The sequence below is a fragment of the Kitasatospora sp. NPDC093550 genome (genome assembly GCF_044764985.1).
GTDB lineage: Bacteria > Actinomycetota > Actinomycetes > Streptomycetales > Streptomycetaceae > Kitasatospora.
This window is the reverse complement of the sequence record NZ_JBIWJF010000049.1, coordinates 33712-42898: the sequence shown is the minus strand read 5'-3', so window position 1 is coordinate 42898 and position 9187 is coordinate 33712. Positions and strand designations below refer to the sequence as shown.

7 protein-coding genes are annotated in these 9187 nt (G+C 70.0%); all 7 read right to left on the bottom strand.

Features of this window, described 5'->3' with window-relative positions; all coding sequences use genetic code 11:
* Nucleotides 1-284: 284 nt before the first annotated feature.
* Complete coding sequence (locus tag ACIRD3_RS38785) at nucleotides 285-1970, bottom strand: ribonuclease J (RefSeq protein WP_402226400.1); 1686 nt, start codon at nucleotides 1968-1970, stop codon at nucleotides 285-287.
* Between the two features lie 167 nt (nucleotides 1971-2137).
* The gene (gene dapA / locus ACIRD3_RS38780; protein WP_402226398.1) at nucleotides 2138-3037 is read right to left on the bottom strand and encodes a 4-hydroxy-tetrahydrodipicolinate synthase; all 900 of its coding nucleotides are present in this window, start codon (nucleotides 3035-3037) and stop codon (nucleotides 2138-2140) included.
* A gap of 215 nt (nucleotides 3038-3252) precedes the next feature.
* Complete coding sequence (gene thyX / locus ACIRD3_RS38775) at nucleotides 3253-3984, bottom strand: FAD-dependent thymidylate synthase (RefSeq protein ID WP_402226395.1); 732 nt, start codon at nucleotides 3982-3984, stop codon at nucleotides 3253-3255.
* Nucleotides 3981-4439 carry a hypothetical protein gene (locus tag ACIRD3_RS38770; RefSeq protein WP_402226393.1) on the bottom strand — a complete coding sequence of 153 codons (459 nt, stop codon included), beginning with the start codon at nucleotides 4437-4439 and terminating at the stop codon, nucleotides 3981-3983. The genes thyX and ACIRD3_RS38770 overlap by 4 nt, the downstream gene beginning before the upstream one ends.
* 25 nt (nucleotides 4440-4464) lie before the next feature.
* Complete coding sequence (gene dapB / locus ACIRD3_RS38765; RefSeq protein WP_402226390.1) at nucleotides 4465-5211, bottom strand: 4-hydroxy-tetrahydrodipicolinate reductase; 747 nt, start codon at nucleotides 5209-5211, stop codon at nucleotides 4465-4467.
* A gap of 28 nt (nucleotides 5212-5239) precedes the next feature.
* Entirely contained in the window at nucleotides 5240-6592 is a 1353-nt protein-coding gene (locus tag ACIRD3_RS38760; protein WP_402226388.1) for a M16 family metallopeptidase, read from the bottom strand.
* Between the two features lie 121 nt (nucleotides 6593-6713).
* Nucleotides 6714-8921, bottom strand: coding sequence for a polyribonucleotide nucleotidyltransferase (locus ACIRD3_RS38755; RefSeq protein ID WP_402226385.1), 2208 nt, complete (start codon nucleotides 8919-8921; stop codon nucleotides 6714-6716).
* Nucleotides 8922-9187: the final 266 nt, after the last annotated feature.

Genomic DNA, 9187 nt, shown 5'->3' with positions numbered 1-9187 from the left:
CTTCCTTCGGACCGCCTTCCAGCGGACCCTCCGGGCTTCGTTCTTTCGTGTTTCCAGCTTATCAGATGTTTTCCGCTCCGTTTTCCCGGAGTTTCATTCATCGAATCGGCTTTCGCCTTTCGGCGCTCCCGAACTCTACCAGAGTTTTTCGGGCCGTTTTCCCCGGTAGTTCTCGAATTCAGATTCGAGCCCGTTCCGAGGGGCCGTCCCGTGGGGCAACCCGGAGAACACTACGCACCGGGCCGCCCCACGTCAAACCGGCCTCAGCCGGAGACGAACGAGCGTCAGACCTCGACCACGACCGGCAGGATCATCGGCCGGCGGCGGTAGTTGTCCGCCACCCACTTGCCGATGGTCCGGCGGACCAGCTGCTGCACCTGGCGGGGCTCCAGCACGCCGTCGCTCGCCGAGCGGTCCAGGGCCTCCTGGAGCTTGGCGGCCACGGGGACGAACGCGCCATCGTCGATGCCGGAACCGCGGGCCTGGATGGTCGGGCCGCCGACGATCTTGCCGTTGGTCGAGTCGACCGCGACGAAGACCGAGATGAAGCCCTCCTCGCCCAGGATCCTGCGGTCCTTGAGCGAGGCCTCGGTGATGTCGCCGACCGAGGAGCCGTCCACGTAGACGTACCCGGCCTGCACCTTGCCAACGATCCGGGCGACGCCCTTCTCCAGGTCGACGCAGACGCCGTCCTCGGCGATGACCACGCGGTTGCGCGGGACGCCGGTGGCGATGCCCAGGTCGGCGGCCGCCCGCAGGTGGCGCCACTCGCCGTGGACCGGCATCAGATTGCGCGGCTTGCAGATGTTGAAGAAGTAGAGCAGCTCGCCGGCCGAGGCGTGGCCGGAGACGTGCACCTTGGCGTTGCCCTTGTGCACGACCTTGGCGCCCCAGCGGGTCAGGCCGTTGATCACCCGGTAGACGGCGTTCTCGTTGCCGGGGATCAGGGAGGACGCCAGGACGACGGTGTCGCCCTCGACGATGCGGATCTGGTGGTCGCGGTTGGCCATCCGCGACAGCGCGGCCATCGGCTCGCCCTGCGAGCCGGTGCAGATCAGCACGACCTCCTTCTCCGGGAGATCGTCCAGCTGCTTGACGTCCACGATCAGGTTGCCGGGGACCTTCAGGTAGCCGAGGTCGCGGGCGATGCCCATGTTGCGGACCATCGAGCGGCCGACGAAGGCGACCTTGCGGCCGTACTCGTGCGCGGCGTCCAGGACCTGCTGGATGCGGTGCACGTGGCTCGCGAAGGAGGCGACGATGATGCGCCGGTCCGCGTTCGCGAAAACGTTTCGCAGCGCGGCCGAGATGTCCCGCTCGTGCGGGATGAAGCCGGGGACCTCGGCGTTGGTGGAGTCGACCAGCAGCAGGTCCATGCCCTCCTCCGCCAGCTTGGCGAAGGTCGGCAGGTCGGTCAGGCGGCCGTCGAGCGGCAGCTGGTCCATCTTGAAGTCGCCGGTGGCCACGACCATGCCGGCGGGGGTGCGGACGGCCACGGCGAGGGCGTCCGGGATGGAGTGGTTGACCGCGATGAACTCGCAGTCGAAGGGGCCGATGCGCTCGCGCTCGCCCTCCTTGACCTCCAGCACGTACGGGCGGATCCGGTGCTCGGCGAGCTTGGCCTCGATCAGGGCCAGGGTCAGCTTCGAACCGATCAGCGGGATGTCCGGGTTCTCCCGCAGGAGGAACGGGACGGCGCCGATGTGGTCCTCGTGCCCGTGGGTGAGGACGATGCCGTCGATCTTGTCGAGGCGGTCCCGGATGTAGGTGAAGTCCGGGAGGATCAGGTCCACGCCGGGCTGCTCGTCCTCGGGGAAGAGGACGCCGCAGTCGACGATCAGGATGCGGTCCCCGTATTCGAAGACCGTCATGTTGCGGCCGATCTCGCCGAGGCCGCCGAGCGGAGTGATACGGAGGGCGCCCTCCTTCAGGGCCGGGGGTGCGCCGAGCTCGGGGTGCGGGTGGCTCAAAAGACTCTCCTCACGACGCACGCCATATGCCCGGGGTCCTCCCCCGGCGACATATGGCGTGCGTACTCAGTGTCGTTTTCCTACTGGGTCTGTGCTCTCGCGCCTTCGGTCCGGTCCAGCGGCGGACCCGGGGGTCCGGCGAGCCGGGGCGCGCACGTCTGTGTCTGCTACAGGTGTACCCCGCCGGCGGCGAGATCCTGCTTCAATCGCGCGATCTCCTCGGGCGTCGCTCCGATCAGCGGGAGCCGCAGCGGACCGGCCGGGAGACCCTGCAGGTCCAGCGCCGCCTTGGTGAGGATCACGCCCTGCGTGCGGAACATACCGCTGAACACCGGCAGCAGGCGCTGGTGGATGCTGGTGGCCTTGACCACATCGCCCGCCAGGTGGGCCTCGATCATCGTGCGCAGCTCGCCGGCCACGACGTGCCCGACGACGCTGACCACCCCGACGGCTCCGACGGACAGCAGCGGCAGGTTCAGGATGTCGTCGCCGGAGTACCAGGCGAGGTCGGCGCGGGCGATCGCCCAGGCCGCGGCGCCGAGGTCGCCCTTGGCGTCCTTGTTGGCGACGATCCGCGGGTGCTCGCCGAGGCGGACCAGCGTCTCGTGGCTGAGCGCCACCCCGGAGCGGCCCGGGATGTCGTACAGCATGACCGGCAGCTCGGTGGCGTCGGCCACGGCGACGGTGTGCCGGTACAGGCCCTCCTGCGGGGGCTTGCTGTAGTACGGCGTGACGGCCAGCAGGCCGTGTGCGCCGGCGGCCTGCGCCTGCCGGGCCAGCTCGATGCTGTGGTGGGTGTCGTTGGTGCCGACACCGGCCACCACGTGGGCGCGATCCCCGACCGCCTCCACCACGGCGCGGATCAGTTGGGCCTTCTCGGCATCGCTGGTGGTCGGGGACTCACCGGTGGTGCCGTTCACGACGAGGCCGTCGTTGCCGGAGTCGACGAGGTGCGTGGCGAGGCGCTGGGCGCCGTCGAGGTCGAGTCCGCCGTCGGCGGTGAACGGGGTGACCATCGCGGTCAGGACCCGGCCGAACGGCGTCTGGGGGGTGGAGATCGGAGCCATGCGTCCAAAACTACTCGTAGGCGGTGGGGCGGTACCCATGCCGGTCCAGGGTTCGGACAGGTGTGGCGGGCCGGGGGCAAAGAGATGGGATTCCGGTGCTGCCCGCTCGGGGGTTCAGGCAGCACCGGAATCCGTGTTCACGAATGTAGGGAGCGGCTAGAAAAGCCGCAATCCAGACATGCCAGACACTCTGCCCATATGCCTGTCGTCCCAGGTCAGGGGGCGACTCGGCCGTGCTTCTCGAAGGCCGCATGGGTGAGCGGCATGAGCTGCGCCCACTGCTCCTCCATCTGCTCGGCGACCATCTCGATCTCGCGCTGCGGGAAGGACGGCACCGCCGAGTTCTCCCGCTTGGTCCGCAGCGACAGGAAGTGCATCAGCGAGCGGGAGTTGCAGGTCGCGTACATCGAGGAGAACAGGCCGACCGGCAGCACCGCGCGGGCCACCTCGCGGGCCACCCCGGCCGCCAGCATCTCCTGGTAGCGGGCGTAGGACTCGCGGTACGCGGCCTCCATCGCCTCGGTCGTGGTCTTGTGCTGCTCGGGCGTGCCCTCGGTGAACTCGTACTTGCCCGGACGGCCCTGCTGGACCAGCTTGCGGTCCTCGGCGGGCACGTAGAACACCGGCTCCAGCTCGCGGTAGCGGCCGGACTCCTCGTTGTACGACCAGCCGCTGCGGTGCCGGTGGAACTCCCGGAACACGAAGATCGGCGCGCTGATGAAGAAGGTCATCGAGTTGTGCTCGAACGGCGTGCCGTGCCGGTCGCGCATCAGGAAGTTGATCAGGCCCTTCGACTTCTCCGGGTCCTGCGAGAGCGCCTCCAGGGACTGCTCCCCCGCGGTCGAGACCCGGGCCGCCCAGATGACGTCCGAGTCGGCGGCGGCGCTGCGGACCAGCTCCACCGTCACGTCGCTGCGGAAACTGGGGGCCGTCGGTTCGTCGCTCACGCGTTACTCCTTGCGGGTTCGGTGCTGTGCAGCTTGATGGCGTGCTGCATGGTCTTGCGGGCGCGCGGGGTGTCGCCGGCGTCGGCGTAGGCGACGGCGAGTCGGAACCACACCCGCCAGTCGCCGGGCTCGGCCTCCGCCTCGGCCTGACGGCGGGCGAACACCGCGTCGGCCGAGGCCCGGTCGATCCGCCCGCCGCCGGAGCGCTTCAACTCGTCCACCGGCAGGCCGCCCTCGGCCTCCAGCTCCCGGGCGAGCCGCTCGCTGTCCCGTCCGAAGCGGACGGTCTGGCGCAGGAACCAGACGCCGATCACCGGGATGACGAAGGCGCAGATCCCGATGCCGATGCCGAGCGGCTTGCCGGTGGCGATCAGCTGGACGCCCTCCCCCACGCAGATCAGGGCGACCAGCAGCAGCACCCCGGACAGGACGAAGAAGCCGGTACGGGAGGTCATGACGCGCTCCTGGGGATCGACACGGTCACAGGTCCAGGAAGTGCTCGAGGCCGAAGGTCAGCCCCGGCGTCTCGACGACCTTGCGCACGCCCAGCAGGATGCCCGGCATGAAGCTGCTGTGGTGCAGCGAGTCGTGCCGGATGGTGAGCGTCTCGCCGGTGTCGCCGAACATCACCTGCTGGTGGGCGAGCAGACCGCGCAGCCGCACGGCGTGCACCGGCACCCCGTCCACGTCGGCGCCGCGCGCGCCGGGCAGGCTGTGGGTGGTCGGGTCCTGCTGCGGCGGGCGGCCGGCCTCGGCGCGGGCGGCCGCGATCAGCTGCGCGGTGCGGGTGGCGGTGCCGCTGGGTGCGTCGGCCTTGCGGTCGTGGTGCAGCTCGACCACCTCGACCGACTCGAAGTACTTCGCCGCGACCTGCGAGAACTTCATGCCGAGGATCGCGCCGATGGAGAAGTTCGGGGCGATCAGCAGGCCGAGCTCCGGGGCCCTGTCCAACCAGCCGCGGACGGTGGCGAGCCGCTCGTCCGTCCAGCCGGTGGTGCCGGTGACGACGTGGATCCCGTGGTGCACGCAGTAGTCCAGGTTGCCCATCACCGAGTCCGGGTGGGTCAGCTCCACGGCCACCTGGGCACCGGACGCGCTCAGCTCCTCCAGCGCGGAGCCGCGACCGAGCGCGGCCACCAGCTCCAGGTCCGGTGCGGCCTCCACCGCCTTGACCGCCTCGGAGCCGATCCGTCCCTTGGCGCCGATCACGGCGACACGCAGCGTCATAGCGAAGTTCCTCTCACACCAGCCGGTCTCAGACCAGCAGATCGGCGAGCTTGGCGGCCCGCTTGTCGTTGATCGGGCCGATCAGCGCCAGCGACGGCCGGTACGCGCCCAGCACATCACGGGCCACCTCCTGGACGTCGTCCAGGGTCACCGCGGCGATCCGCTCCAGCATGTCGTCCACCGACAGGTGGTGACCGTAGCTGAGCTCGGCCTTGCCGATCCGGTTCATCAGCGAGCCGGTGTCCTCCATGCCGAGCACGGTGGAGCCGGAGATCTGCCCGATCGCGCGCTGCAGCTCCTCCTCGGTGATGCCGTCGGCGACCACCTTGGCCAGCTCGGCGCGGCAGATCCGCAGCACCTCCTCGACGCGCTTGGGCTGGCAGCCGGCGTAGATGCCGAACAGGCCGCTGTCCGCGTAGGACGAGGAGTACGAGTAGACCGAGTACGCCAGGCCGCGCTTCTCGCGGACCTCCTGGAACAGCCGGGAGCTCATCCCGCCGCCCAGCGCCGCGTTGAGCACGCCCATCGCCCAGCGGCGCTCGTCGTGCCGCGGCACGCCGGGCACGCCCAGCACCAGGTGGGCCTGCTCGGTGGGCCGGTTGAGCACCTCGACCTTGCCGGCCGTCCGCAGTGCCTTGACGCCGCGGCGGGCCTCGGCGGGGGCCGCCGAGGAGCGGGCCAGCACCGGGGCGAAGGCCTCCTCGACCTGCTTGACCACCTTGCGGTGGTCCAGGTTGCCGGCCGCGGCGACGACCAGGTGCTCGGGCCGGTAGCGGCGGCGGTAGAAGCCCGCGATCTGGTCCCGGGTGAGCGTCTTGATGGTCTCCTGGGTGCCGAGGATCGGGCGGCCGAGCGGTCCGCTGCCGTAGATCACCTTGGCGAACAGGTCGTGCACCACGTCGCCCGGGTCGTCCTCGGCCATCGCCATCTCCTCGAGGATGACGCCGCGCTCGGCCTCCACGTCCTCGGTGCGGATCAGCGAGCCGGTGAGCATGTCGCAGACCACGTCGATGGCCAGCGGCAGGTCGGTGTCCAGGACCCGGGCGTAGTAGCAGGTGTTCTCCTTCGCGGTGAAGGCGTTCATCTCGCCGCCGACCGCGTCCAGGGCCGCCGAGATGTCCAGCGCGCTGCGCCGCTCGGTGCCCTTGAAGAGCAGGTGCTCCAGGTAGTGGGTGGCGCCGTTGAGCTGCGGGGTCTCGTCCCGCGAGCCGACGCCGACCCAGATGCCGAAGGTCGCGGAGCGCACCGTCGGCAGGGTCTCGGTGACGACCCGCAGGCCGCCGGGGAGGACGGTGCGGCGCACCGTGCCGGCGCCGTCGACGCCCTTGAGCAGGGTCCGGGTGGTGCCGGGGCGCTGCTTTACCGCCGGGGCCTGCGCCACGGGGGGTACCTCCAGAGGAAACGCACGTGGGTGAAGGCACGTACGGACGAAAGCGTGGACAACGGGGTGCGGCCCGCACGCCGCGGAGGCGTACGGGCCGCAGGGATCAGCTAGCGGCGCTTCACTCGGAAGCGGCCTCGCCGCCCTCTTCGCCCTCGATGACCGGGATCAGGGAGAGCTTGCCGCGCGGGTCGATCTCGGCGATCTCGACCTGGACCTTGGCGCCGACGCCGAGGACGTCCTCGACGTTCTCCACGCGCTTGCCGCCGGCCAGCTTGCGGATCTGCGAGATGTGCAGCAGGCCGTCCTTGCCCGGCATCAGCGACACGAACGCGCCGAACGTCGTGGTCTTGACCACGGTGCCCAGGTAGCGCTCGCCGACCTCCGGCATGGTCGGGTTGGCGATCTGGTTGATCGTGGTGCGGGCGGCCTCGGCGGCCGGGCCGTCGGCGGCACCGATGTAGATGGTGCCGTCGTCCTCGATCGTGATCTCGGCGCCGGTGTCCTCCTGGATCTGGTTGATCATCTTGCCCTTGGGGCCGATGACCTCACCGATCTTGTCCACCGGGATCTTGATGGTGATGATGCGCGGCGCGTTCGGCGACATCTCGTCCGGGGAGTCGATGGCCTCGTTCATCACGTCGAGGATGTGCAGGCGGGCGTCCTTGGCCTGCTTCAGCGCGGCGGCGAGCACCGACGCCGGGATGCCGTTCAGCTTGGTGTCCAGCTGGAGGGCGGTGATGAAGTTGCGGGTACCGGCGACCTTGAAGTCCATGTCGCCGTACGCGTCCTCGGCGCCGAGGATGTCGGTCAGCGTGACGTAGTGGGTCTCGCCGTCGATCTCCTGGGAGATCAGGCCCATCGCGATGCCGGCGACGGCGGCCTTCAGCGGCACACCGGCGTTCAGCAGCGACATGGTCGAGGCGCAGACCGAGCCCATCGAGGTGGAGCCGTTGGAGCCGAGCGCCTCGGAGACCTGGCGGATGGCGTACGGGAACTCCTCGCGGGAGGGCAGCACGGGCAGGATCGCCCGCTCGGCCAGCGCGCCGTGGCCGATCTCGCGGCGCTTGGGCGAGCCCACGCGGCCGGTCTCGCCGACGGAGTACGGCGGGAAGTTGTAGTTGTGCATGTAGCGGCGGCGCGTCTCCGGGGAGAGCGTGTCCAGCTGCTGCTCCATGCGCAGCATGTTCAGCGTGGTGACGCCCAGGATCTGGGTCTCGCCGCGCTCGAACAGGGCCGAGCCGTGCACCCGCGGGATGGCCTCGACCTCGGCGGCCAGGGTGCGGATGTCGGTGACGCCGCGGCCGTCGATGCGGACCTTGTCCTTGATGACGCGCTCACGGACGATCTTCTTGGTCAGCGCGTTGTAGGCGGCGCTGATCTCCTTCTCGCGGCCCTCGAACTCGGGGAGCAGCTTCTCGGCGGCCAGCGCCTTGACGCGGTCCAGCTCGTTGTTGCGCTCCTGCTTGCCCGGGATGGTGAGGGCCTGGGCGAGCTCGTCCTTGACGGCGGCGCTCAGCGCGGCGAGGACGTCGTCCTGGTAGTCCAGGAAGACCGGGAACTCGCCGGTCGGCTTGGCGGCCTGGGCGGCCAGCTGCGACTGCGCGGCGCAGAGGACCTTGATGAACGGCTTGGCGGCCTCGAGGCCGGAGGCCACGACCTCCTCGGTCGGCGCCTCGGCGCCGCCCTCGACCAGCTTGATGGTCTTGTCGGTGGCCTCGGCCTCGACCATCATGATCGCGACGTCGCCGTCCGGCAGGACACGACCGGCGACGACCATGTCGAAGACGGCCGACTCCAGCTCACTGTGGGTCGGGAAGGCGACCCACTGGCCGTTGATCAGCGCGACGCGCACGCCACCGATCGGGCCGGAGAACGGCAGGCCCGCCAGCTGGGTGGAGGCGGAGGCGGCGTTGATCGCGACCACGTCGTACAGGTGGTCCGGGTTGAGCGCCATCACGGTGACGACGACCTGGACCTCGTTGCGCAGGCCCTTGACGAAGGACGGGCGCAGCGGGCGGTCGATCAGGCGGCAGGTGAGGATCGCGTCCTCGGAGGGCCGGCCCTCACGACGGAAGAACGAGCCGGGGATGCGGCCCGCGGCGTACATCCGCTCCTCGACGTCCACGGTCAGCGGGAAGAAGTCGAAGTGCTCCTTCGGCTGCTTGGACGCGCTGGTGGCCGACAGCACCATGGTGTCGTCGTCCAGGTAGGCCACGGCGGAGCCGGCGGCCTGACGGGCCAGACGGCCGGTCTCGAAGCGGATGGTACGGGTGCCGAAGGAACCGTTGTCGATCACGGCCTCGGCGTAGAACACGTTCTCTTCCACCTGGAAGATCTCCTCTTTCGTACGTCTCCGGGAGAGCGCCCCCGCGCAGTGCCTGCGGTCGGCCCTGGGGCCCTCCTTGCCGGGGAGGGCGGCAGTCGGGCCGGTCTTCGATCGAAGCCTCCGGGGTGCCCCGCTCGGTCTGCGGGGGTTCCGGCGGCCACTACCGAGGACCGGCGCCTCACGGCTGCCGGGCCGGAGGGGCGGTCCGCGTCTGGACGCTCTCTCGGATGCGGGCGGCTTCCGTTTGAAGCCTTCGTCCCGCGGGG

Coding starts and splice junctions, on each gene's coding strand:
- dapA (WP_402226398.1), bottom strand. CDS start 3,037: ATGGCTCCGATCTCCACCCCCCAGACGCCGTTCGGCCGGGTCCTGACC.
- ACIRD3_RS38770 (WP_402226393.1), bottom strand. CDS start 4,439: ATGACCTCCCGTACCGGCTTCTTCGTCCTGTCCGGGGTGCTGCTGCTG.
- dapB (WP_402226390.1), bottom strand. CDS start 5,211: ATGACGCTGCGTGTCGCCGTGATCGGCGCCAAGGGACGGATCGGCTCC.